14 protein-coding genes and 1 pseudogene are annotated in these 23,759 nt (G+C 62.6%); 11 read left to right on the forward strand and 4 right to left on the reverse strand.

Going from position 1 to position 23,759, the window contains the following annotated elements; genetic code table 11:
• Nucleotides 1-73: 73 nt before the first annotated feature.
• The 9 genes from bioF (at nt 74) to F753_RS34620 (ending at nt 11,272) form a co-directional block, all read left to right on the forward strand.
• Nucleotides 74-1,252 carry an 8-amino-7-oxononanoate synthase gene (bioF, locus tag F753_RS34580; protein WP_023445078.1) on the forward strand — a complete coding sequence of 393 codons (1,179 nt, stop codon included), beginning with the start codon at nt 74-76 and terminating at the stop codon, nt 1,250-1,252.
• Entirely contained in the window at nt 1,245-1,970 is a 726-nt protein-coding gene (locus tag F753_RS34585; protein ID WP_023445079.1) for an alpha/beta fold hydrolase, read from the forward strand. Before bioF ends, F753_RS34585 begins: the two co-directional genes overlap by 8 nt.
• Entirely contained in the window at nt 1,963-2,778 is an 816-nt protein-coding gene (gene bioC, locus F753_RS34590; protein ID WP_023445080.1) for a malonyl-ACP O-methyltransferase BioC, read from the forward strand. Before F753_RS34585 ends, bioC begins: the two co-directional genes overlap by 8 nt.
• A complete protein-coding gene (gene bioD / locus F753_RS34595; protein WP_023445081.1) occupies nt 2,778-3,464 on the forward strand; it encodes a dethiobiotin synthase in 687 nt (228 codons plus the stop codon). Before bioC ends, bioD begins: the two co-directional genes overlap by 1 nt.
• 87 nt (nt 3,465-3,551) lie before the next feature.
• The gene (locus F753_RS34600) at nt 3,552-3,800 is read left to right on the forward strand and encodes a hypothetical protein (protein ID WP_014818868.1); all 249 of its coding nucleotides are present in this window, start codon (nt 3,552-3,554) and stop codon (nt 3,798-3,800) included.
• Between the two features lie 373 nt (nt 3,801-4,173).
• Nucleotides 4,174-5,979 (forward strand): phenylacyl-CoA dehydrogenase, encoded by a 1,806-nt coding sequence (locus tag F753_RS34605; protein ID WP_023445082.1) that lies wholly within the window; start codon nt 4,174-4,176, stop codon nt 5,977-5,979.
• Nucleotides 5,980-6,459: 480 nt separating this feature from the next.
• Nucleotides 6,460-7,881 carry a group II intron reverse transcriptase/maturase gene (gene ltrA, locus F753_RS34610; protein WP_017517123.1) on the forward strand — a complete coding sequence of 474 codons (1,422 nt, stop codon included), beginning with the start codon at nt 6,460-6,462 and terminating at the stop codon, nt 7,879-7,881.
• Nucleotides 7,882-8,064: 183 nt separating this feature from the next.
• Complete coding sequence (locus F753_RS34615) at nt 8,065-9,354, forward strand: GGDEF domain-containing protein (protein WP_023445083.1); 1,290 nt, start codon at nt 8,065-8,067, stop codon at nt 9,352-9,354.
• Nucleotides 9,355-9,493: 139 nt separating this feature from the next.
• Nucleotides 9,494-11,272, forward strand: a complete 1,779-nt coding sequence (locus F753_RS34620; protein ID WP_023445084.1) for an acyl-CoA dehydrogenase C-terminal domain-containing protein — start codon at nt 9,494-9,496, stop codon at nt 11,270-11,272.
• Nucleotides 11,273-11,685: 413 nt separating this feature from the next.
• Here F753_RS34620 and msrA read toward each other — a convergent pair whose 3' ends face one another.
• A complete protein-coding gene (gene msrA, locus F753_RS34625) occupies nt 11,686-12,333 on the reverse strand; it encodes a peptide-methionine (S)-S-oxide reductase MsrA (protein WP_023445085.1) in 648 nt (215 codons plus the stop codon).
• 111 nt (nt 12,334-12,444) lie between these two features.
• Entirely contained in the window at nt 12,445-15,117 is a 2,673-nt protein-coding gene (locus F753_RS34630) for a bifunctional diguanylate cyclase/phosphodiesterase (protein WP_023445086.1), read from the reverse strand.
• Between the two features lie 149 nt (nt 15,118-15,266).
• On the opposite strand from F753_RS34630, the gene F753_RS34635 reads away from it, so the two are divergent.
• Nucleotides 15,267-15,755 carry a hypothetical protein gene (locus F753_RS34635; protein WP_014818874.1) on the forward strand — a complete coding sequence of 163 codons (489 nt, stop codon included), beginning with the start codon at nt 15,267-15,269 and terminating at the stop codon, nt 15,753-15,755.
• A gap of 87 nt (nt 15,756-15,842) precedes the next feature.
• On the opposite strand, the pseudogene aceF reads toward F753_RS34635, so the two are convergent.
• A pseudogene (gene aceF / locus F753_RS34640) lies at nt 15,843-17,856 on the reverse strand (dihydrolipoyllysine-residue acetyltransferase).
• Nucleotides 17,857-17,883: 27 nt separating this feature from the next.
• Nucleotides 17,884-20,529: a pyruvate dehydrogenase (acetyl-transferring), homodimeric type gene (gene aceE / locus F753_RS34645; protein WP_031297582.1), complete on the reverse strand. Its 2,646-nt coding sequence runs from the start codon at nt 20,527-20,529 to the stop codon at nt 17,884-17,886.
• Nucleotides 20,530-20,795: 266 nt separating this feature from the next.
• Between aceE and glnE the strand changes: the two genes are divergently transcribed.
• Complete coding sequence (glnE, locus tag F753_RS34650; RefSeq protein ID WP_023445088.1) at nt 20,796-23,741, forward strand: bifunctional [glutamate--ammonia ligase]-adenylyl-L-tyrosine phosphorylase/[glutamate--ammonia-ligase] adenylyltransferase; 2,946 nt, start codon at nt 20,796-20,798, stop codon at nt 23,739-23,741.
• Nucleotides 23,742-23,759: the final 18 nt, after the last annotated feature.

A 23,759-nucleotide genomic window follows, 5' to 3' on the forward strand; every position in this document is an offset into this window, starting at 1 on the left:
GCCGCTGGCCAGGCCAACCCATTTGCAGGCTGGATGACCCGCGCGTGGTCATCCATCTCCTCTCGGTGCACCCATGAGCTTCGATATCTCCGCCCGTCTCGCCGAGCGCCGCGCGGCCCATCTCTATCGTCAACGGCCGCTGCTGGAAGCGCCGCAGCAGCCGGAGGTGATGGTCGATGGCGACCGCCTGCTGGCGTTCTGTTCCAACGACTATCTGGGCCTCGCCAATCATCCCGAGGTGATTGACGCCATGCAGCAGGGCGCTGCGAAGTGGGGTGTGGGCGGCGGCGCCTCGCATCTGGTGATCGGCCACAGCACGCCGCATCACCAGCTCGAGGAAGCCCTTGCCGAATTCACCGGCCGACCACGGGCGCTGCTGTTTTCCACCGGTTATATGGCGAATCTGGCTGCGGTGACGGCGCTGGTCGGGCAGGGCGATACGGTGCTGCAGGATCGCCTCAATCACGCCTCCCTGCTCGACGCCGGTTTGCTCTCCGGCGCGCGCTTCTCGCGCTACCTGCACAACGATGCCGAAAGCCTCGCCAAGCGCCTGGAGAAAGCCAGCGGCAATACTCTGGTGGTGACCGATGGCGTATTCAGCATGGACGGCGATCTCGCAGAACTGCCGGCGATTTGTGCCACGGCGAAGCAGCGTGGCGCCTGGGTGATGGTCGACGATGCCCATGGCTTCGGTCCGCTGGGCGCGACGGGCGCCGGCATCGTCGAGCATTTCGGTCTGGGCATGGATGATGTTCCGGTACTGGTCGGCACGCTGGGCAAGGCGTTTGGCACCGCAGGCGCCTTTGTCGCCGGTAGCGAGGAGCTGATCGAAACGCTGATCCAGTTCGCGCGACCGTACATCTACACCACCAGCCAGCCGCCTGCGGTGGCCTGTGCCACACTGAAAAGCCTGGAGCTTTTACGTAGCGAGGGCTGGCGCCGCGATCAGCTGAACCGGCTGGTGGCGCGTTTCCGCGAAGGCGCGGTGCAGATCGGCCTGACACTGATGGCCAGCCCGACACCGATCCAGCCGGTGCTGGTCGGCAGCAGCGAACGGGCGTTGAGGCTGTCGGCATTGCTGCGTGAGCGCGGCATCCTGGTCGGCGCGATTCGCCCACCAACCGTTCCGGCCGGCAGCGCACGGCTGCGGATCACCTTCACGGCGAGCCACAGTGAGGGACAGCTGGACCGCCTGCTGGAAGCGCTGGCCGAGTGCTGGGCCCTGTTGCCCAAGGAGAACGAGGATGCGTGATCGACTGATTCTTCTGCCGGGCTGGGCGTTCAGCTCGGCCGCCCTTGAACCCCTGGCCGAGCTATTGCGCGACCGCGAGCCACGGCTGCAGGTCGACATTGCCCCGCTGCCGACGCTGGATCGCCCCGAGGCCTGGCTCGATGAGCTGGATGCGCGGCTGCCCGTCGACAGCTGGCTCGCCGGTTGGTCGCTGGGCGGCATGCTGGCGACGCAATTGGCCGCGCGGCGTGGCGACAACTGTCCGGGGCTGATCACCCTCTGCAGCAATCCCTGCTTCCGCAGCCGTGACGACTGGCCGACGGCGATGCCTGCCGAAGCGTTCGATGCCTTCGAGGAGGCCTTCCGACTCGGGCCGGATGACACGCTCAAGCGCTTCAGCCTGCTGTGTAGCCGCAGTGCCTACGATCCGCGGACGCTGGCGCGGCAACTGCAGGTTAGCCTGCTCGAGCAGCCTTCGTCAGTGGCTGCCGCCGGGCTGCGTCTGCTCGCCGAGCTGGACGGCCGCGAGGCGCTGCAAGGTTATGTGGGGCCACAGCTGCATCTGTTCGCCGATGGTGATGCGCTGGTGCCGGCGTCAGCGGCAGATGCGCTGCTGGCCTGTCTGCCGGATGTGGAAGTCGATGTGCTGGCCAATGCCAGCCACGGCCTGCCGCTGGAGCGTGCCGACGACGTGGCGACGGCAATGCTGGCGTTTATGGGTGATGGCGAGGATGACTGAAGCATCGCTCAGCGAGCGTCCGCCGGCGCGGTTGCCTGATAAGCGCCAGGTCGCGGCATCGTTTTCCCGTGCTGCGGGCAGTTACGACAGCGTCGCCGCGCTGCAGCGACAGGTTGGCAATCAATTGCTGGCCCGACTGCCCTCCACTCGGCAACCTGGCCGCTGGCTCGATCTTGGCAGCGGCACCGGCTACTTCTCCCGCGTCCTGGCTGCGGCCTTTCCGGAGGCCGATGGCCTGGCACTGGATATCGCCGAGGGCATGCTGCGCCATGCACGGCCGCAGGGCGGCGCACGGCATTTCGTCACCGGTGACGCCGAGCGGCTGCCGCTGCGTGATGGCACTGTCGACCTGATCTATTCGAGCCTGGCACTGCAGTGGTGCGAGGATTTCGCCAGCGTGCTGAGCGAAGTGCGGCGGGTGCTGCGTCCGGGCGGCATCTTTGCCTTCACCAGTCTGTGCAGCGGTACCCTGCAGGAGCTGCGGGACAGCTGGCAGGCGGTGGACGGCTTCGCTCACGTCAACCGCTTCCGCTCGCGGGAGGCCTACCAGACGCTGTGTAGGGGCTGCGGTCTGGGATTGGCGAGTCTCGAAGTGCGCCCGGAAGTGCTGCATTTCCCCGATCTGCGCCAGCTGACCCATGAGCTCAAGGCGCTGGGTGCGCACAACCTGAACCCGGGTCGCCCGGATGGACTGACCGGGCGTGCACGCATCCGCGCGCTGGTCGAGGCCTACGAAGGATTCCGCCGTCCCGAGGGGCTTCCGGCGACCTATCAGGTGATCTACGGCATTCTGCACAAGGAGCCATGATGCATCGCGCTTTCTTCATTGCCGGCACCGATACCGATGTTGGCAAGACCACTATCGCCGCGGGCCTGCTGCATGCAGCGCGCCTGGCGGGGTTGTCCACCGCGGCGGTGAAGCCGGTCGCCTCAGGCTGCGAGCGGACCGAGCAGGGTTTACGTAACAGCGATGCGCTGGCCCTGCTGGCCGAGTGCAGCCTTGCGCTGGACTATGCGACGGTCAATCCGTTCGCGTTCGAGCCGGCCATTGCCCCGCACATAGCCGCCCGCGAAGCGGGTGTCGAACTGACCGTCGCTCGTCTGATCGAGGCCGTGCAACCGGTAATGGCCCGGCAGGCCGGCGTCACTCTGGTCGAGGGCGCGGGAGGCTGGCGAGTCCCGCTGAATGCGCGTGAGTATCTGTCGGCATTGCCCGCGGCGCTGGGTTTACCGGTCATTCTCGTAGTAGGGGTGCGCTTGGGTTGTATCAACCATGCGTTGCTCAGTGCCGAAGCGATCGCCCGCGACGGGCTGGCGCTGGCTGGCTGGGTGGCGAATATCATCGACCCTGCCACGTCGCGGCTGGATGACAACCTCGCCACGCTCGCTGAGCTGCTACCGGCACCCTGCCTTGGCCAGGTGCCTCGCCTCACTGCGCCAACGGCGCGTCAGGTCGCGCGCTACCTGACGTTGCCCGCGTTGCAGCCGGTGTGAGCGGACGCGCATTGCGGCGACTCGCGCCTTGCGGTACGTGTCGGCATCTGCTTGAATGCTGGCAACCTGATAGCGCGTGGAGTCACCATGCAAATCACCAATAATCTTCTGGGCGCGGGCCTCAGTGCCTACCAGGGCGGTCAGCAGCGCGTCGAGCAGGCCGCTTCGTCCATTGCCTCCGCCAACGCGCCAGTGCTGGGCAACTCCCAGGCGGTCACCGAAATCACCGAGCAGCTAATCCAGTTGAAGGTCGGTGAACACAGTGCCAAGGCAGGTGCCCGTATGATCCAGAGCGCTGACGAAGTCCTCGGCACGCTGATCGATACCCAGGCCTGATCGCGTACTCCGGCGCTCATCGATTCTCCTTGCTGATTCGAGTCGTCATTCATGCGCTCGGCCAGCTTCGCTTTCTCCTTCCTGCATCTTCGTATCCGCCAGTCAGCTCGGCAGGCGCCGGGCTTGCTGCGTCTTTGCAACATCAGATTTCCTGTTCCCGAATTCGCCAGGCGTGGCCTTCGCTCGACCTGAATTTGGCTGATTCAGCCGATAAGTGGTGCCCTGTTCCGCGCTTGACATCGCTCAGGTCGAAACGTATGTTTCAAACGCCTGTTTGACCCTTCGGGCTGGTAGTCCGACGGTCGAAATCGAATTCAGATGGCTGGGTCGCCCGGTCAGCTTGTTACAAGAACTCACCGCTGAGGTTTACGCTATGCCCGACTACAAGGCCCCCTTGCGCGATATCCGTTTCGTACGTGACGAGCTGCTCGGCTACGAAGCGCACTATCAGAGCCTTCCGGGATGTGAAGACGCCACCCCGGACATGGTCAACGCGATTCTCGATGAGGGCGCGAAGTTCTGTGAGCAGGTACTCGCTCCGCTGAATCGCGTCGGCGACATCGAAGGCTGCACCTGGAGCGAGTCGGGCGTGAAGACACCGACCGGTTTCAAGGAAGCTTACGAACAGTACGTGGCAGGCGGCTGGCCGAGCCTGGCCCATGACGTCGACCACGGCGGTCAGGGTCTGCCCGAGTCCCTCGGTCTGGCGATCAGCGAAATGATCGGTCAGGCCAACTGGTCCTGGGGCATGTACCCCGGCCTGTCTCATGGCTGCATGAACACCATCGCTACCCACGGTACCGACGATCAGAAGCACACCTATCTGAGCAAGCTTGTGTCCGGCCAGTGGACCGGCACCATGTGCCTGACCGAGCCGCACTGCGGTACCGATCTGGGCATGTTGCGCACCAAGGCGGAGCCCCAGGCCGACGGCAGCTACAAGCTGAACGGTACCAAGATTTTCATCTCCTCCGGTGAACACGACATGGCCGAGAACATCGTCCATATCGTTCTGGCTCGCCTGCCCGATGCTCCGGCTGGCACCAAGGGCATCTCCCTGTTCATCGTGCCCAAGTTCCTGCCCAACGCCGAAGGCGAGAAGGGCGAGCGCAACGGTGTGAACTGCGGATCGCTTGAACACAAGATGGGCATCCACGGCAACGCGACCTGCGTCATGAACTTCGACGGCGCCACCGGTTTTCTGATCGGTCCGCCGAACAAGGGCCTGAACGCGATGTTCACCTTTATGAACACCGCACGTCTGGGTACCGCGCTGCAGGGTCTGGCACATGCCGAGATCGGTTTCCAGGGCGGCATCAAGTACGCTCGTGAGCGCCTGCAGATGCGCGCGCTGAGCGGCCCCAAGGCGCCGGAAAAGCCAGCCGACCCGATCATCGTGCATCCGGACGTGCGTCGCATGCTGTTGACCATGAAGGCGTTCGCCGAGGGCAACCGCGCGATGGTCTACTTCACCGCCAAGCAGGTCGACATCGTCAAGAACAGCCAGGATGAAGAGCAGAAGAAGCAGGCCGACACGCTGCTGGCCTTCCTCACGCCGATCGCCAAGGCGTTCATGACCGAAGTGGGCTTCGAAGCTGCCAACCACGGCGTGCAGATCTACGGTGGTCACGGCTTCATCGCCGAGTGGGGCATGGAGCAGAACGTGCGTGACGCGCGTATCTCCATGCTGTACGAGGGCACCACCGGTATCCAGGCGCTGGATCTGTTGGGCCGCAAGGTGCTGATGACCCAGGGCGAGGCGCTGAAGTCCTTCACCAAGATCGTGCACAAGTTCTGCCAGAACCAGGAAGGCAACGAAGCCATCAAGGAGTTCGTTACCCCCCTGAATCAGCTGAACAAGGAGTGGGGCGAGCTGACCATGAAGATCGGCATGGCGGCCATGAAGGATCGTGAAATGGTCGGTGCGGCGTCGGTCGACTACTGCATGTATTCCGGCTACGCCTGTCTCGCCTATTTCTGGGCTGACATGGCTCGGGTTGCTGCCGAGAAACTGGCTGAGGGCACCTCCGAGGAGGCGTTCTACAAGGCCAAGCTGCAGACCGCGCGATTCTACTTCCAGCGCATCCTGCCGCGTACCCGCATGCATGTCGACGCCATGCTGTCCGGTGCCGACAACCTGATGCAGATGGCTGAGGAAGACTTCGCTCTCGGTTACTGACGGGTTGAGGTTGTAAAGAAAAGCCGCTGCTTTGCAGCGGCTTTTTTGTGGTGCGCCAGGCATGGCGCGTAGCGCCGTGACTGGCGCTGTCGGGTTCACTGTGGTGGTGAGCCTGGCGACTTGGAGGTGAAAGTCCTCTACACACCCGGCAAGGGGAAGTGTTAGCTGAAGGCAAGGGTGTCGCGGGCGACTGCGAATCTGAAGGAAGCCCGAGGCAAAATGCTGGCCTGACGAACAGGAAGCGGATGAGGCGGCGCAGCGGGGTGAGGTGGCCATAATCGCCAAAGCCCGATACTTGCACGGAACGCTGCGACGTAGATCCGACAGGCATAAGCAGGAAGGTCGCGCGAATTACCCTGGGAGATCTGTACGCTTGCCATTGTGCTACCGATTGTCGAGAGGCGACGGGATGGGCGTGCAGAAGTCAGCCGAGGCCGTAGTAAGTGGCGGTCAACCACGCCATCAAGGGCCGAACAGGTCATGCCGCCAGTAGGCGTCAGCGTCTCGTCGATAACCGAAATGCAGAAATTTCTCCAAGAGAAGACTGTCACCCCGAGTCCCGGCCAGAGGCCGAGGATGACGCCTGACAGCGCAGAGGTATCGGCGGCGTCGGTGACGTGGATGAACGCGGAGCCGGACACGCTGATGGAGCGGGTGCTTGCACCGGCGAATCTCAAGCGTGCGTATCAGCGCGTGGTCAGCAACAAGGGGGCGCCGGGTGCCGATGGCATGACGGTCGCCGACTTGGCAGGCTACGTGAAACAGTATTGGCCCATCCTGAAGGTCAGGCTGCTGGCAGGTGAATACCATCCCCAGGCAGTGCGGGCGGTCGAAATTCCCAAACCGCAGGGCGGTATGCGGCAACTGGGCATTCCCAGTGTCGTGGATCGCCTGATCCAGCAAGCCCTGCTGCAACAGCTCACGCCGATCTTCGATCCGCTGTTCTCGGACTATAGCTACGGCTTCCGTCCGGGCAGAAGCGCTCACCAGGCTGTCGAGATGGCCCGCACCCATGTGGCGGCGGGTCATAGGTGTTGCGTGGAACTCGATCTGGAGAAGTTCTTTGATCGGGTCAACCACGACATCCTGATGTTCTGTGTTGAGCGCCATGTCGAAGACAAACAGGTGCTCAGACTCATCCGCCGTTACCTCGAAGCGGGCGTCATGTCGGACGGGGTTGTCAGCCATCGGCAGGAGGGGGCGCCGCAAGGCGGCCCGCTTTCGCCGCTGCTGTCGAACATCCTGCTCGATGAACTCGACCGTGAGTTGGAGCGGCGAGGCCATCGCTTCGTGCGCTATGCCGATGACGCGAACATTTATGTCCGTAGTCCGCGTGCTGGCGAACGAGTGCTGGCCAGTGTCGAGCGGTTCCTGAATCACCGTCTGAAACTGAGACTGAATCGGGACAAGAGTCGCGTGGCTGGGTCGTGGAAATGCGACTACCTGGGGTATGGGATGAGTTGGCACTCGCTGCCTAGACTGCGAGTGGCAACCATGAGCCTGCGCCGTGTGCGCGACCGTCTCAGGGAACTGCTGCGAGGGGTGCGGGGCCACAAGATGGCGAATGTCATCGAGCGGGTAAACCCGGTGCTGCGAGGCTGGGCAGGCTACTTCAAGCTCAGCCAGAGCAAGCGTCCACTGGAAGAGCTGGATGGCTGGGTCAGGCACAAACTTCGCTGTGTCATCTGGCGGCAATGGAAGCAGCCCTCTACGAGGGCGCGCAACCTGATGCGCCTGGGATTGAGCGAGGAGCGTGCCTGCAAGTCGGCCTTCAATGGCCGAGGCCCGTGGTGGAACTCAGGAGCGCCGCATATGAATCAGGCGCTGCCGAAGAAGCTATGGGACAGACTTGGACTGGTCTCGATACTGGATACGATCAATCGGCTTAACCGCATGGCCTGAACCGCCGTGTACGGAACCGTACGCACGGTGGTGTGGGAGGACGGCGGCCGTGAGGCCGCCTCCTACCCGATCCCGATCCAGACGTTGTACTGCTTTTGCCGCATCTTCGCCGGTATTTCGGCTGCACAACTGGGAGCAAGAAGGCAAAATGCTAGCTTTTCTCGGCAGCATGCCGGAGTTGCCGTGTCGCGTACCGTCCCGCCTCGCTTCAGCCATTTTCTCGCGCCATTGGCCCTGTTGCTCGGCGGAGAGGTCATCGCGCGTCAGGTTTCGCTGAACGAGTTCTTCACGTCGCTCTATAACGTCCTGCCGACCGTACTGCTGTTGCTCGGCGGTGCGCTTTGCATGATGTACGGCCGCATCCGCGAGCTGTTTCTGCTGCTCTGCGTCTATCTTGCCTATTTCCTCCTCGATATCCACGCCGATCACTACCGGGCGCATGGCACTCTGCTGGACGATGCTGCACTGACCTTTCATCTCTGCAGCTTGCTACTGCCGCTGCTTTACGGCCTGTATGGCGTGTGGCGAGAGCGCAGTCACCTGGCGCAGGACGGCCTGGCCCGTGCCGCCGTGCTGTTTGCCGTCGGCGTCGTCGCCGTGGCGCTGGCAAAGCGGTTTCCGGAAGCGTTACATGCCTGGCTGGTGGTGATTCGCTGGCCCGCGCTCAAGGCCGACTGGCTACCGCTCATCCAGCTGGCGTATCCGGTGTTCCTCGTGGCGCTGGTATTGCTGATCGTCCAGTACCTTCGCCAGCCGCGACCTTCCCATGCGGCGCAGATCATCGCGCTGCTCGGCATTCTGCTGATGCTGCCGCAGACGTTCAGCCGCTATGCCGCCCTCAACATTCTGAGCAGCCATGTGCTGCTGATGCTGGTGACGGCAATCGCTCATGAGGCTTATCTCATGGCCTTTCGTGACGAGCTGACCGGCCTGCCTGGGCGTCGCGCTCTGAATGAGCGACTGCAGCGCCTGGGGCGGCAGTATGTGCTGGCGATGGCTGATGTGGACCACTTCAAGCGCTTCAACGATACCTATGGTCACGACGTCGGTGATCAGGTGCTGAAGATGGTTGCCAGCCGGCTGCGCAAGATCGGCGGCGGTGGGCGCGCCTATCGTTATGGCGGTGAGGAATTCACTCTGGTATTTCCTGGGCACAGTATCGAGGAGTGCCTGCCGCACCTCGAGGCGGTACGCCAGTCGGTGGAGGCTTATGCCCTGCAGCTGCGTGACGCAGACAATCGGCCGAAGGATGATCGGCGCGGCCGTATGGCCCGGGGAGCGGCGTCGGCGAACCAGGTCTCGGTGACCATCAGCATCGGAGTGGCGGAGCGACAAGGCGAGCAGCGCAGTCCGGAAGAGGTGATCAAGGCCGCCGACCAAGCGCTGTACAGTGCAAAAAAAGCAGGAAGAAACTGTTTGCGAGCGCATGGCAGTGGCCGCGGCGCGGTGCGCATGGCCGAGCATTCGCGTTAGGGTTGCATCGGTATTGATAGTGACTGGTCAAAACTATCTGGTCATAAAAAGACGCTTAATCCTGTCCTGGTTATTCGGTTAGACTCGCTGGAAACGGCCCATAGTGGCCGCAACCCAGTGTCTTGCGAGGAACCTTGCCATGGCTGACTACCAAGCGCCGCTGCGCGACATGCGTTTTGTCCTGAATGAAGTCTTCGACGCGCCGAAACTCTGGCAGTCGCTGCCAGCGCTGGCCGAGGTGGTCGATGCCGAGACGGCCGATGCAATTCTCGAGGAAGCTGGCAAGATCACCGCCAACAGCATCGCGCCGCTCAACCGCAGCGGTGACGAAGAAGGCTGCCGCTGGGACGCCGGGGCGGTTTCTACGCCCGCCGGCTACCGCGAGGCTTATCAGCTATACGCCGAAGGCGGCTGGGTCGGTGTCGGTGGCGATCCGGCGTTCGGCGGGATGGGTATGCCCAAGGTCATCTCGGCTCAGGTTGAGGAGATGATGAACTCCGCCAGCCTGGCCTTCGGCCTCTATCCGATGCTGACGTCCGGCGCCTGCCTGTCGATCTACGCCCACGCCAGCGAGGAGCTCAAGCAGAAGTACCTGCCGAACATGTATGCCGGTGTCTGGTCCGGCTCAATGTGCTTGACCGAGCCGCATGCGGGCACCGATCTGGGCATCATCCGCACCAAGGCCGAGCCTCAGGCCGATGGTTCCTACAAGGTCAGCGGTACCAAAATCTTCATCACTGGCGGTGAGCACGACCTGACCGAGAACATCATCCACCTGGTGCTGGCCAAGCTGCCGGATGCGCCAGCTGGCTCCCGCGGCATCTCGTTGTTCCTGGTGCCGAAGGTGATGGTCAACGAGGACGGCACCCTGGGTGAGCGCAACTCGCTGTCCTGCGGTTCCATCGAGCACAAGATGGGTATCCAGGCCTCGGCGACCTGCGTGATGAACTTCGACGGTGCCACCGGCTGGATGGTCGGCGAGCCGAACAAGGGCCTCGCAGCGATGTTCACCATGATGAACTACGAGCGTCTGGGCGTCGGTATTCAGGGCCTGTCGACTGGCGAGCGCTCCTATCAGAGCGCCATCGAGTATGCCCGCGAGCGTATCCAGAGCCGCGCACCGACCGGACCGATTGCGCAGGACAAGGCAGCCGATCCGATCATCGTGCATCCGGATGTGCGCCGCATGCTGCTGACCATGAAGGCGTTGAACGAGGGTGGTCGCGCGTTCTCCAGTTATGTCGCGCTGCAGCTCGATATCGCCAAGTTCAGTGACGACGACGAGGCGCGACTGCGAGCCGAGGCGCAGGTGGCGCTGCTGACACCGGTGGCCAAGGCTTTCCTCACTGACATGGGGCTGGAAACCACGGTACATGGCCAGCAGATTTTCGGCGGCCATGGCTTCATCCGCGAGTGGGGCCAGGAGCAGCTGGTGCGTGACTGCCGCATTACTCAGATCTACGAGGGCACCAACGGCATTCAAGCGCTGGACCTGGTTGGGCGCAAGATCGTCGGCAGTGGTGGCACCATGTATCAGGCCTTCGTCGATGAAATTCGCGCATTCATCGCTGATGCCGGTCCGGAGCTGGCGGAGTTCGCCGAGCCCCTCAAGGCTGCCATGGACAATCTGGATGAGCTGACCGCCTGGGTTATCGATCAGGCCAAGGTGAATCCGAACGAAATCGGCGCCGCCTCGGTGGAGTACCTGCACGTGTTCGGCTACACCGCTTATGCGTACATGTGGGCACGCATGGCGGCGACGGCATTCGCCAAACAGGATGAAGGCGACTTCTACCAGAGCAAGCTGGGAACCGCGCGTTTCTACTTTGCTCGCCTGTTGCCGCGAATTCATTCGCTGAGCGCTTCGGTCAAGGCCGGAAGCGAGTCGCTGTACCTGCTCGACGCTGCTCAATTCTGAGAAGCCGCGGCTTAATCTAAAGGCAATATGAAATTATTTGGCCATGACGCGGAACGATTAAGCCGCCCTTCAGGTCATAAAAACCGCACCATGTAAGCCTGGACTTACAGCACTGCATCAAGGATGACGCGATGTAGGAAAAGGCTTACAAGGCGTGATGCACAATGGCTACTACAGGCTCACAAGGTCTGACGGTAATCTACTGCTTAAGGACGTGGCGCATGGAAAGCGCAAATCAATAAAACGGACCACACAGGGAGCGGCGCCAGGATGGCGCGCGATCATGGATGTCAGGATTCAGTCTGCAGAGCCCCGCTTCGGCGGGGTTTTTCTTTTCTGCTTAGTTCTTATGCCAGCAGTCAGTCATTCAGGCGGCCTTGCGACCGCTTAGGCTTAGCCCGACTGTTCCGGCATCAATTCGGCAGGCACACACCGGTCCCACCAAGCCCGCAATATCCCCCAGGATTCTTTGCCAGATACTGCTGGTGATAGGCCTCTGCGTAGTAGAACGGCGGTGCATCGTCTACCTCGGTGGTGATGGCCGGAAAGCCCGCTGCGCTTAGTTGTCGCTGGAAACGTTCACGGCTTGCCTCTGCCTCGCGGCGCTGCTGTGCATCCATGCAGTAGATCGCCGAACGGTACTGGCTGCCGACATCGTTACCCTGCCGCATCCCCTGGGTCGGGTTGTGTGCCTCCCAGAAAACGCGTAGCAGCGTGCCGTAGTCGATCTGCTGAGGATCGAAGACCACCAGTACCGCCTCCGTATGCCCGGTAAGCCCGGAACAGACTTCATCGTACGTCGGGTTCGGGGTCAGGCCTCCGGCATAGCCGACAGCCGTTGTCCACACTCCCGGCTGCTCCCAGAACCGGCGTTCCGCTCCCCAGAAGCAGCCCATGCCAAACACCGCCTGGCAAAGGCCTGCTGGAAAGGGTGGCTGCAGCGGGTTGCCATTGACGTAGTGGGCGGGGGGGACCGGTACGGGTGTCGAGCGGCCGGGCAAGGCCTGCTCGGCGGTGGGCAGTGCCTGTTTGTTGATCAGAATCTGCGAGCGTAGCGACATGCGAGCCTCGAGCGGGGAAGGTGGCTGACAAGCTAGGCTACAAAAGCCCGGGAGCCAGTGAAAGCGCCACGGCTACCACGCGTCGCAGAGTTCTGCGCAAACGGCTGGCACTCAGCACCATTGGGGGTAGCGGCGCAGAGCCTCGGTCAGGATGTTGCCGGGGATCGGCTTGTCGAACAGGTAGCCCTGACCGATATCACAGCGATGACGACGCAGGAATTTCAGCTGCTCCGGTGTTTCGATTCCTTCAGCGACGACCTTCAGGTGCAGCTTGCGGGCCATGGCGATCACTGCCGAGGTGATCTCCACGTCGTCCTGGTTGCCCGGGATGTCCTTGATAAAGCTGCGATCGATCTTGATCACGTCGATGGGGAATTTCTTCAGGTAGCTCAGCGAGGAATACCCCGTGCCGAAGTCGTCCATGGCCAGCGTCAGGCCGAGCGCCTTGAGGCCGATCAGCTGCTGTCGGGTTTCCTCGGTTGCTTCGAGCAGGAGGCTTTCTGTCAGCTCCAGCTCCAGCTGCGCGGCGGGAAGTTGCTCTTCGAGCAGAATTGCGGCGATCGTGCCAAGCAGATCCGGATCCGAGAACTGCTTGGGTGAAAGGTTGATTGCGATCTGGGGCGTGCCAAGGCCTAGCGCTGACAGGGTGACGCCCATCCGGCACGCCTCCCGCGCGACCCACTTGCCGATCGGGATGATCAGCCCGGTTTCTTCCGCGACGCTGATGAACTGATCCGGGCGGATCATGCCCTTTTCCGGATGGTTCCAGCGCAGCAGCGCTTCCAGCCCCTGCAGCCGGCCGGTATGCAGGCATAGCTTGGGCTGGTAGAACACTTCCAACTCGTTCTGCAGCAGCGCACGGCGCAGGTTGTTCTCGACGAACAGCTTGTAGTTGGCTTCGGCATGCAGGGCTTCGGTGAATATCTGCACCTGGTTCTTGCCGTTCGCCTTGGCCTTGTGCAGCGCTTGCCCGGCATGCTTCATCAGCGTTTCCGGGTCACGCCCGTGCTGGGGCGAGCACGCCAGCCCCAGGGACCCGCTGACGCTGATCAGCTGCTTGTCGACGAATAGCGGCTTATCGAGGATGCGCAGCACCTGGTCTGCCAGGCGGACGCCTTCGTCCAGTCCCTTGTCATCGAACAGCAGGGCGAACTCGTTGCTGGCAAAGCGTGCCAGTACGGCCTGCTGGCTGAGTCCGTTGCGCAGTCGCCGGGCAAGGCTGGTGAGCAGCTTGTCGCCGGTCTGGTGGCCGAGGCTGTCGTTGATGCGCTTGAAGTTGTCGATGTCCACCAGCAACAGGCAGAGCCTGGGCTCGGCCCCGGCGGCAAAGCGCTCCTCGATGCTGCGAATGAAGTACGGGCGATTGCCCAGGTTGGTCAGGTTGTCGGTGTAGGCCAGGCGCTCGATATGCTGATGCGCCAGTTTGCTGCGGGTGATGTCCTCGTAGATGCCGATGTAGTGGGTCAGCGCGCCTTCTTCATTGAAGACCTTGGAGATGGAAAGCTGACCCCAGTACGGCTCGAGGTTCTTGCGTCGGGAGCGGAACTCGCCCTGCCAGCTGTTGCTGTGGGCAAGTACCGAAGAGGTGTCGAACAGCAGCTCGCCGAGGTTTTCCAGAGCCTTCAGATCGGCCAGACGCTGACCGCGTACCTCGGCTGAGGAAAACTGGCTGATGACGGTGAATGCCGGATTCACATATTCCACCCGGCCTTCTCGGTCGACCAGGATGAAGGCGCTGGCGCTCTGTTCCACGGCGCGCTGGAACAGGCCGAGCATATGGGTTGCGCTGAGCCGCTGCTGATTGGCCAGCACCTGCGCATACTGATCGGCCAGCTCGCCGGCGAAGGCGATCTCGTCGGCCTGCCATGCGCGCGGTTTGCCTGTGTGTTGCAGGCTGAGAACGCCGATTACCTCCCCACCGACTCGAATGCTGGCGTCCAGGATCGAGCGAACGCCCTGCGGGCGATAGATAAGCTGGTCAAGTTCGCAGGTGCGGTGATCCTGGGACACGTCCTGCGCATCGACGGCGCGACCGCTCTGCAGCGCCTGCAAGTAGCGGGGAAACGGTGCGAGTTCCAGGGCTGAGGGCGTTTCGTAATGGTCGCTGTCGAGTCGGTAGCACGACACTGGCTCCAGGCGCGTGCCGTCCAGATGCCAGATTGTCGCGCGGTTCAGCTCGTACACTTCGCAGGCGGCCTGAGTGATCAGCTGTGCCGCTTCCAGTTCCGGATTGGCGGAGCCGTAGCGATGCCGAGCCAGCCTGACGATCAGGCTCTGCTGGGTGCGCGAACGCAGCATGTGCTCGATGTGTTCGTCTTGGGCTTGCTGATGTTGCTGCAGCGCCGTGCGCAGTCGGGCGTTCTGCGCCCTGAGATCCTGATCCGATTCAGGCTGGCGTCCGGGCATCAGATAGCCCCTGAGCAGCTCGCGACCATACTGCTGGCAAACTTCGCCGAGTTCGGTGATGTCCTGCACGCCGTCAGGCGTGTGCAGTCGATAGCTGACTGAATAGTGGCTGCGGCCTGTCAGTTGTTGCTGAATCTCTTCGTGTAGCTGGTGACGGACGCTGGGCTCCATCAGGCTGGCGTAGGGGGCGTCGACCAGGGAGCAAAGGTCGCCGGCGGAAACACCGAGATAACGCTCGCAAGCGGGGTCGAGAAAAAGCAGTGTCCAGCTGGACTCGTTCAAGCGCTCGAAACGCAGCATGCCGAGCCGTGAAGGCACTGGCAACTGCGTCACAACCTCGGTCGCCAGACGGCTGGCGGCATCGGTATGTATTTTCATCGAGCGGTTGGCTTCCAGTATGCTCCACGGAGTCGGGCTGGCCTGTGCTCCAGGCGCCGTTCCAGCGAAGGACGATGGCTAAATAATATTAATTTCGGCAAGGGTGCATCATGCGACAGGGACTGACAAGTCGGCTTGCAAAGTTAGTGATGGTCTCGGTTCTCTGCGTGATCGGAACACCTCTGATCGCGAGTGAAGTGGTGGAGTTCGGCTCGGATGAGTCGGCTCGCTATCTCACTGAATTGAAAAAGCTTTATCTCACCAGCAGTGATCGCGAAGCGCTGCTCGCGCATAGTAACGGATTGCTCGATACCTACGCATTGCGAGCGGGTTATCAGGTTGGTCAGGCCAATCCGCAGGACTTTCTCTACGAGCTGAGCGTGGCCACTCCTGGCGAGTTGCGCATACGCGAGGAAGTCCGCAGCAGCAGCGGCGGTGTTGCCGTACGCAACCGCAGTCTGTCGGTATTCGGGCTTGATCCCTACCTGCAATATCAGTGTCCTGCGCAAGGGTTCAGTTGTTCGATCAGCAGCCCCATCGACGGCCTGCCCTTGCTGGTCATTCTGCGCGACCCCCAGGGTGCCGAAGAGCTGGCCAAGGCACTGTCTTTTCTGATTCGTAATCTGCAGAAGGGTTGACGCAGCAGTTGGTGCGCGTGATCCCTGCACAATAGAAAACGCCGCATCTTCTTCAGAGGATGCGGCGTTTTTCGTTTGGCTCAGCCGTTACAGCAGCAGGGTGCGGATATCCGCCAGCAGCTCCGACAGCCGTTTGGTGAAGCGTGCGGCAGCAGCCCCGTTGATTACACGGTGATCGTAGGACAGCGAGAGCGGCAACATCAGGCGCGGCTCGAATGCCTTGCCGTCCCAGACTGGCTGCATCGTCGCCTTGGATACCCCGAGAATCGCCACTTCCGGCGCGTTGACGATCGGCGTGAAGCCGGTGCCGCCAATGTGGCCAAGGCTGGAAATGGTGAAGCAGGCACCCTGCATGGCGTCAGGCGAGAGCTTCTTGCTGCGCGCTTTCTCCGCCAGCTCGGCCGCTTCGCCAGCCAACTGCAGCAAACTCTTCTGATCCACGTTCTTGATCACCGGGACCATCAGGCCATCCGGCGTATCCACGGCGAAGCCGATGTGCACATACTTCTTGCGGATCAGTGCCTTGCCGCTTGGCGCCAGCGAGCTGTTGAAGTCCGGCAGCTCCTTGAGCAGGTGCGCACACGCCTTGAGCAACAACGGCAGCACGGTGAGCTTGACGCCGGCCTTCTCGGCGGCAGCCTTCTGGGAGACGCGGAAAGCCTCCAGTTCGGTGATGTCGGCCGATTCGAACTGGGTCACGTGCGGTACGTTCAGCCAGCTGCGGTGCAGGTTGGCTGCGCCGATCTGCATCAGGCGCGACATCGCGACTTCTTCGACTTCGCCGAACTTGCTGAAGTCCACGGCCGGGATCGGCGGAATGCCGGCACCACCCGAGGCACCTTCGGCCGGAGCCTGCTTGGCCTTGTGCAGCATGTTCTTGACGTAGGCCTGGACATCTTCCTTGAGAATCCGGCCCTTGGGACCGGTGGCCGGAACATCGGCCAGGTCGACGCCGTACTCGCGCGCGGTCATGCGAACCGCCGGCCCGGCGTGAACCTTGGTGCCGGCCTTGCTCGGACCGCTGACGGCCGGAGCCGGCGTCGCCGCGGCCTTCGCCTCCGGTACGCCCTGCTTGTTCGGTGCGACGGCCTGCTGCTGGGAAACGGCCTCCTGCGGCCTGCTCTCGGCCTTTTTCGCTGGCGCCGAGCCCTGGACCTTGAGGGTCAGGATCAGGTCGCCGGTCTTGGCATCGTCACCCACCTTGATCGACAGCGACTCCACCACGCCCGCCTTGGGCGCCGGAATTTCCATGCTGGCCTTGTCGGATTCCAAGGTGATCAGCGACTGGTCCGCCTCGACGCTGTCGCCAGCCTTGATCATGACTTCGATGACCTTGGCGCTGCCGCTGGAACCGATGTCCGGAATACGAACCTCCTCCACGGACTCGCCTGCAGTTTCGGCCGGTGCTTCTGCGGCCTGCTCGGTCAGTTTCTCCTTGGCCGGGCTTTGTGCCTGGCTGGTCGGAGCACTGGCCGCTCCCGGCTTGCTCGAGGCGGTACCCTTGAGGATCAGGATCAGATCGCCGGTACCGACTTCGTCGCCCACCTTGACCGAAATGCTCTCGACTACGCCAGCGGCTGGAGAGGGGATCTCCATGCTGGCCTTGTCGGACTCGAGAGTGATCAGCGGTTGCTCGGCGGCGATGGTATCGCCGGCCTTCACTGATATCTCGATCACGCTGGCCTTGCCGGAGGAGCCGATGTCCGGAACCTTGATTTCCTGCGACTCGCCTTCCTCGGCGGAGGCCGAAGAATTGTCATCTCCCGGAGGCGTAGGTGCTTCGGCTTCATCAGTCGGGCCGCCAGTGCTGGCAGCGGCAGGCTCGGCCGCGGCTTTCGCCCGGCGCCGGCGCTTCGCTGTCAGTTCCTTCTTCGCTTTCCAGCTCAAGTAGCTCGTCACCTTCTTTCAGGCGGTCGCCGAGCTTGACCTTCAAGGCCTTCACGACGCCAGCCTTGGGTGCCGGGATTTCCATGCTGGCCTTGTCGGACTCCAGCGTCAGGATGCTCTGGTCCGCTTCGATACGGTCGCCGACCTTGACGAACAACTCGATTACTTCACCCTCACCGCTGCCGATGTCGGGTACGCGTATGGTTTCACTCACAATAGGTTCTCCTGTGCGCACGCAGCATCAGCAATCCAGCGGATTGCGCTTCTCGGGGTCGATACCGAACTCGGTGATGGCATTGGCCACCACGGTGCGTTCGATGGCGCCGCGATCGGCGAGTGCCTGCAGTGCCGCGACGGCAACCCAGCGGCGGTCGACTTCGAAGAAGTCACGCAGCTTGGCGCGCGAGTCGCTGCGGCCGAAGCCGTCAGTGCCGAGCACCTGGTATTCGCGCGACGGAACCCACTGACGGATCTGATCGGCGAACAGCTTCATGTAGTCGGTCGAGGCCACTACCGGGCCTTCGCGGCCTTCCAGACACTGCTCGACATAGCTCTTGCGCGGCTCCTCGGTCGGGTGCAGACGGTTCCAGCGGTCGACCGCCAGGCCATCGCGACGCAGCTCGTTGAAGCTGGTTACGCTCCAGACGTCGGAGCCGACGCCCATCTTGGCGAGGATATCCACCGCAGCACGCACTTCACGCAGGATGGTGCCGGAACCCAGCAGCTGTACGCGGTGCTTGAAGTCGCCCTTGGCTTCCTCGAGCAGGTACATGCCCTTGATGATGCCGTCCTCGACACCCTGCGGCATGGCCGGCTGCTGGTAGTTCTCGTTCATCACGGTGATGTAGTAGTAGACGCTCTTCTGCAGCTCCATCATCTCGTGCATGCCGTGATGCATGATTACCGCCAGCTCATAGCCGTAGGTGGGGTCATAGCTGCGGCAGTTGGGGATGGTGCTGGCGAGGATGTGGCTATGGCCGTCCTCGTGTTGCAGGCCTTCGCCGTTCAGCGTGGTACGCCCGGAGGTGCCGCCTAGCAGGAAACCGCGAGTCTGGGCATCGCCGGCCGCCCAGGCCAGGTCGCCGATGCGCTGGAAGCCGAACATCGAATAGAAGATGTAGACCGGCAGCATCGGCTGGTTGTAGTTGCTGTAGGCGGTACCCGCCGCGATGAACGAGGAGAAGGCGCCGGCTTCGTTCAGGCCTTCCTGCAGGATTTGACCATCCTTCTCTTCGCGGTAATACATCACCTGGTCGCGGTCGACCGGCTCGTACAGCTGCCCTACCGGGGAATAAATACCCAGCTGACGGAACATGCCTTCCATGCCGAAGGTGCGCGCCTCGTCGGCGAGGATCGGCACGATGCGCTTGCCCAGATCCTTGTCCTTCACCAGCTGCGAGAGAATCCGGCCGAAGGCCATAGTGGTGGAGATCTCGCGATCACCGGAACCGTCGAGCACTGCTTTGAGGGTGTCCAGCGGCGGCGTCGGGATGCTGAAACTCTTCGGCCGGCGCTGCGGCAGCGAGCCACCGAGTTTCTCGCGGCACCTGCGCAGGTAGCGCATCTCAGCGCTGTCTTCGGCCGGACGGTAGAACGGCAGTTCTTCGAGCTGCGAATCGTTGACCGGGATGTCGAAGCGGTCGCGGAATTTCTTCAGGCTGTCGATATCGACTTTCTTGGTGTTGTGGGCGATGTTCTTCGCCTCTCCGGCACCGGTGCCGTAGCCCTTGATGGTCTTGGCCAGGATGACTGTCGGCTGGCCCTTGTGGTTGACCGCCTGGTGGTAGGCCGCATAGACCTTGTACGGATCGTGGCCGCCGCGGTTGAGCTTCCAGACTTCCTCGTCGGACATGCTCTCGACACGCTTGAGCAGCTCAGGGTCAGCACCGAAGAAATGCTTGCGCACATAGGCGCCGTCTTTGGCCTTGTAGTTCTGGTATTCGCCGTCGATGGCTTCGTCCATGCGGCGCTGCATGCGGCCGTCTTCGTCGGCGGCGAACAGTGGGTCCCACAGGCGGCCCCAGACGACCTTGTTGACGTTCCAGTTGGCGCCTTTGAATACGCCTTCCAGCTCCTGGATGATCTTGCTGTTGCCGCGTACCGGGCCGTCCAGACGCTGCAGGTTGCAGTTGATGACGAACACCAGGTTGTCGAGATTCTCACGGCCGGCCAGGGAAATGGCGCCGAGGGTTTCCGGCTCGTCGCACTCGCCGTCACCGATGAAGCACCAGACGCGCTGCTTGCCTTTCGGAATGAAGCCGCGGTTTTCCAGGTACTTCATGAAGCGCGCCTGGTAGATCGCGGTGATCGGGCCGAGGCCCATGGACACGGTCGGGAACTGCCAGAAGTCCGGCATCAGGTGCGGGTGCGGGTAGCTCGACAGGCCCTTGCCATCGACTTCCTGGCGGAAGTTGAGCATCTGGTCTTCGCTCAGGCGGCCTTCGAGAAAGGCGCGGGCGTAAATGCCAGGGGAGGCATGCCCCTGATAGTAGATCAGGTCGCCGCCGTGCTCTTCCGTTGGGGCCTGGAAGAAATAGTTGAAACCGATGTCGTAGAGGGTCGCGCTGGAAGCGAAGGTGGAGATGTGCCCACCCAGATCCGGATCCTTGAGGTTGGCGCGCATCACCATGGCCAGTGCGTTCCAGCGAACCAGAGAGCGAATGCGGCGCTCCATGAACAGGTCGCCAGGCATCTTGGCTTCACGGGTAACGGGGATGGTGTTGCGGTACGGCGTGGTGATGCCGTAGGGCAGGGGGGTGCCGCTACGTGTGGCCAGTTCACCCATCCGGGTCATCAGGTAGTGAGCGCGGTCTTCACCCTCGCGGTCGAGGACGGACTCGAGGGCGTCCAGCCATTCCTGGGTTTCGACGGGATCGAGATCTTGCATGGCTTGCTCCATGGCGGAAAGGCTTCCAGAATCGGTTGCCTGTTCGCGACCGGCTTTGTGGGCCGGTGCGTGTAATGTTCTTGGACGAGTGCCGGGGGTAGGACCGGGCGTCTGTAGTTTTACTACAAAATGACGTCGGGATCAGCCCCCTGAAATACTCTTTAGTAGTAAAACTACAGATCAGCGGCGCTGGCATTTTCCTGAGAAAGGCATCTGCGAGGCTCTGAATCGCGCGGTTTCACTGTGTTGCTGTGAAGGAAACCTCAATGAGTCTGCCATCGCTGGTTGCATTGCCGCCCTCGCTTCTGCCTTTTGTCAGTCGTGCCGAAGAGTCGTTCCTCGCTGCTGCCGGCAGCCTGTCGGATGCCATTGCGGCACGTTGCCGCGCCTGGCTGGTGGAGCAGCGCGAGGCGTTTGGCCGGGTCTGTGCGGCGAGCGACTTCGTCAGCGAACAGGTTAGTCGAGATCCGCAGATGCTGCTGCAGCTGGCCGAGCTGGGCTGGTTGGACAGATCGCTCGCGCCGGTCGAGATGCGTGACGCACTGAGCGAGCAGGTCGCCGCGTGCGACAGCGAGGATGCCTTGGCGCTGACCCTGCGCCGCTTCCGGACGCGCCAGCAGGTGCGGATCATCTGGCGCGACCTGACCCGTCAGGCCGAGCTTGCCGAAACCTGTCGCGACCTCTCCGATCTCGCCGACGCGTCGGTCGATCTGGCCTATCACTGGCTGTATGTGCGTCATTGCGAGCAGTTCGGCATACCCACCGGGCGTCGCAGCGGCAACCCGCAACACATGGTCATCCTTGGCATGGGCAAGCTGGGCGCCCATGAGCTGAATCTGTCCTCGGACATCGACCTGATCTTCGGGTACCCCGAGGGGGGCGAAACCGTGGGCGCCAAGCGCTCGCTGGACAATCAGGAGTTCTTCGTCCGGCTCGGTCAGCGGCTGATCAAGTCGCTGGACGCCATCACCGTCGATGGCTTCGTCTTCCGCGTCGATATGCGCCTACGCCCGTACGGTTCGTCTGGTCCGCTGGTCTACAGCTTCAACGCGCTGGAACAGTACTACCAGGACCAGGGGCGTGACTGGGAGCGCTACGCGATGATCAAGGCGCGTGTCATCGGTGGCGACCAGCAGGCCGGCAAGGAGCTGCTGGAAATGCTGCGGCCGTTCGTCTATCGGCGCTACCTTGATTTCTCCGCCATCGAAGCGCTGCGCACCATGAAGCAGCTGATCCAGCAGGAAGTGCGGCGCAAGGGCATGGCTTCGAATATCAAGCTGGGTGCCGGTGGCATCCGCGAGGTGGAGTTCATCGCCCAGGCGTTTCAGCTGATTCACGGCGGGCGCGATCTCAGCCTGCAACAGCGGCCGTTGCTCAAGGTGCTGGCTACCCTGGAAGGTCAGGGCTATCTGCCGGGTGCAGCGGTGACGGAGCTGCGCGAAGGCTATGAGTTTCTGCGCTATACCGAGCATGCGCTGCAGGCCATCGCCGATCGCCAGACGCAGATGCTGCCGGAGACTGAAGTCGACTGCGCGCGGGTCGCCTTCATGCTCGGTTTCGACAGCTGGCAGGCCTTCCACGAGCAGCTGTTGCACTGGCGTGGGCGTATCGACTGGCATTTTCACCAGGTTATCGCCGACCCGGACGAGGACGAGAATGCCGAAGGCGAGGCGCTGGTCGGCGGCGAGTGGCTGCCGCTGTGGGAGCAGGACTGGGACGAGGAGTTTGCCTGTCGACAGCTTTCCGAAGCCGGGTTCCGTGATGGTCAGGTTGCCTGTCAGCGCCTCGCCGCGCTGCGCAATGCCAGTCAGGTCAGGACCATGCAGCGTCTCGGCCGTGAGCGACTGGACGCCTTCATTCCTCGTCTGCTGGCGCAGGCTGTCGAGCAGGACGACCCTGATCTGGTGCTCGAGCGCGTGCTGCCATTGGTCGAGGCGGTGGCCCGGCGTTCGGCCTATCTCGTATTGCTGACCGAAAATCCCAGCGCGCTGCAGCGCTTGCTCGAACTCTGCGCGGCCAGCCCGTGGGTCGCCGAGCAGATCGCGCGGTTCCCGTTGCTGCTCGACGAATTGCTCAACGCCGGTCGTTTGTATAGCCCGCCGCTGGCGCCGGAGCTGGCTGCCGAGTTGCGTGAGCGGCTGATGCGTATTCCCGAGGATGACCTTGAGCAGCAGATGGAGGCGCTGCGTCATTTCAAGCTGGCGCATCGCCTGCGCGTCGCAGCCTCGGAGATCGCAGGGACGCTGCCGTTGATGAAGGTCAGTGACTACCTGACCTGGCTGGCGGAGGCCATTCTGCAGGAAGTGCTGACCCTGGCCTGGCGCCACACTGTCGCGCGTCATGGTCAGCCGCGGCGCAGCGACGGCACGCTGTGCGATCCGGCCTTCGTCATCGTCGGTTACGGCAAGGTCGGCGGGATCGAGCTCGGTCACGGTTCTGACCTGGACCTGGTGTTCATCCATGACGGCGACCCTGCCGCCGAGACCAATGGCGCCAAGCCCATCGACACCGCGCAGTTCTTTACCCGTCTCGGTCAGCGCATCATTCATCTGCTGACCACCCAGACCACCTCCGGCCAGCTGTACGAGGTGGACATGCGCCTGCGTCCGTCCGGCGCTTCCGGGCTGCTAGTCAGCTCCCTCGGCGCCTTCGAGCGCTACCAGGGTCAGGAAGCCTGGACCTGGGAGCACCAGGCGCTGGTGCGTGCGCGGGTACTGGTTGGCTGTCCGCAGCTGACCGCCGACTTCGAACGGGTGCGCGCCGGTGTGCTCGGTCGTGAGCGTGATCTGGATGCGCTGCGTCGCGAAGTCAGCGACATGCGCGCGAAGATGCGCGAGAACCTCGGGACCCGCGCGACACATGCGGGGACTGCCGAGCAAGCCTTCGACGGCGCGGCCGAGTTCAATCTCAAGCAGGACGCCGGTGGTATCGTGGATATCGAATTTATGGTGCAATACGCGGCTTTGGCGTGGTCGCACCAGCATCCCGAACTGCTGCGCTATACCGATAACATCCGCATTCTCGATGGGTTGGAGCAGGCCGGGTTGATGACCGGCGATGAGGTTCGGCTGCTGCAGGATGCCTACAAGGCCTACCGCGCCGCAGCGCACCGGCAATCACTGCAGAAGCAGCCCGGAGTGGTGAGTGGGGATCAATTCCACGACGAGCGCCGCGCTGTCATGCGTATCTGGCGTGAGTTGGGCCTAAGCTGAGCCCCTCGTCGGGCTACT

It is taken from the genome of Stutzerimonas chloritidismutans AW-1, assembly GCF_000495915.1.
GTDB classification, from domain to species: Bacteria; Pseudomonadota; Gammaproteobacteria; order Pseudomonadales; family Pseudomonadaceae; genus Stutzerimonas; species Stutzerimonas chloritidismutans.

What these genes read in the sequence shown, in the direction of transcription:
- bioF (WP_023445078.1), top strand. Translation starts at nt 74, where the DNA reads ATGAGCTTCGATATCTCCGCCCGTCTCGCCGAGCGCCGCGCGGCCCAT.
- F753_RS34585 (WP_023445079.1), top strand. Translation starts at nt 1,245, where the DNA reads ATGCGTGATCGACTGATTCTTCTGCCGGGCTGGGCGTTCAGCTCGGCC.
- bioC (WP_023445080.1), top strand. Translation starts at nt 1,963, where the DNA reads ATGACTGAAGCATCGCTCAGCGAGCGTCCGCCGGCGCGGTTGCCTGAT.
- bioD (WP_023445081.1), top strand. Translation starts at nt 2,778, where the DNA reads ATGCATCGCGCTTTCTTCATTGCCGGCACCGATACCGATGTTGGCAAG.
- F753_RS34600 (WP_014818868.1), top strand. Translation starts at nt 3,552, where the DNA reads ATGCAAATCACCAATAATCTTCTGGGCGCGGGCCTCAGTGCCTACCAG.
- F753_RS34605 (WP_023445082.1), top strand. Translation starts at nt 4,174, where the DNA reads ATGCCCGACTACAAGGCCCCCTTGCGCGATATCCGTTTCGTACGTGAC.
- ltrA (WP_017517123.1), top strand. Translation starts at nt 6,460, where the DNA reads ATGCCGCCAGTAGGCGTCAGCGTCTCGTCGATAACCGAAATGCAGAAA.
- F753_RS34620 (WP_023445084.1), top strand. Translation starts at nt 9,494, where the DNA reads ATGGCTGACTACCAAGCGCCGCTGCGCGACATGCGTTTTGTCCTGAAT.
- msrA (WP_023445085.1), bottom strand. Translation starts at nt 12,333, where the DNA reads ATGTCGCTACGCTCGCAGATTCTGATCAACAAACAGGCACTGCCCACC.
- F753_RS34630 (WP_023445086.1), bottom strand. Translation starts at nt 15,117, where the DNA reads ATGAAAATACATACCGATGCCGCCAGCCGTCTGGCGACCGAGGTTGTG.
- F753_RS34635 (WP_014818874.1), top strand. Translation starts at nt 15,267, where the DNA reads ATGGTCTCGGTTCTCTGCGTGATCGGAACACCTCTGATCGCGAGTGAA.
- aceE (WP_031297582.1), bottom strand. Translation starts at nt 20,529, where the DNA reads ATGCAAGATCTCGATCCCGTCGAAACCCAGGAATGGCTGGACGCCCTC.
- glnE (WP_023445088.1), top strand. Translation starts at nt 20,796, where the DNA reads ATGAGTCTGCCATCGCTGGTTGCATTGCCGCCCTCGCTTCTGCCTTTT.